Origin of the sequence: Pseudomonas asuensis, from assembly GCF_014646755.1 — a bacterium.
Taxonomy (GTDB): domain Bacteria; phylum Pseudomonadota; class Gammaproteobacteria; order Pseudomonadales; family Pseudomonadaceae; genus Chryseomonas; species Chryseomonas asuensis.
On record NZ_BMNW01000078.1, the window covers coordinates 1 to 908 of the forward strand.

General features: G+C 57.3%; 1 protein-coding gene. It reads right to left on the reverse strand.

Translation table 11 applies throughout. The features are described 5' to 3' along the window. Positions 1–908 (reverse strand): hypothetical protein (locus tag IEX86_RS24745; RefSeq protein WP_188868794.1); only part of this gene is annotated, 908 nt, incomplete at both ends.

A 908-nucleotide genomic window follows, 5' to 3' on the forward strand; every position in this document is an offset into this window, starting at 1 on the left:
TTAACCGCGCTTTCGAGCGCGGCGGGACGAGGATCAGTCGGATCAGGTCGGAGCTGCGACCAGGTCTGGCCCTGTTGCTCCAGATGGCACAGGAAACGATTGATCATTGAACGCTTTTGTTGACTTAGGCTTTGTGGCAGCGAAGTCATGACCAGTTGATGCTCGGCAAGGGTGGGCTTAAGTATCACCTGTCCCGATTCGCCTACCAGCACAAGCCCAAACGCCCTGTTGAGCGATGATCGTGTGCTGGGCTGTAGGCCATGCCGACTGATTCCTTCGTTAACCGCGCGTTCGAGCGCGGCGGGACGAGGATCAGTAGGGTCAGGTCGGAGCTGTGACCAGGTCTGGCCCTGTTGCTCCAGGTGGCACAGGAAACGGTTGATATTTGAGCGTTCTTGTGGCGTTAGGCTTTGTGGCAACGAGGCCATGAGCTGACTATGCTCGGCAAGGGTGGGCTTAAGCTTTACCTTTCCCGATTCGGCTACCAGCACAAGCCCCAACGCCCTGTTGAGCACTGCTCGTGTATGACTATGTAGGCCATGCCGACTAATCCCTTCGTTAACGGCGCGTTCGAGCCCGGCGGGACGAAGATCAGTAGGGTCAGGTCGGAGCTGTGACCAGGTCTGGCCCTGTTGCTCCAGGTGGCACAGGAAACGATTGATTACTGAACGCTTTTGTTTACTTAGGCTTTGTGGCAGCAAGGCCATGAGCTGATTATGCTCGGCAAGGGTAGGCTTAAGTATCACCCGTCCCGATTCGCCTACCAGTACAAGCCCAAACGCCCTGTTGAGCACTGCTCGTGTTTGACTATGTAGGCCATGCCGACTAATCCCTTCGTTAACCGCGCGTTCGAGCGCGGCGGGACGAGGATCACTGCGGTCAGGCCACAGCTGCGACCAGGTCTGGCC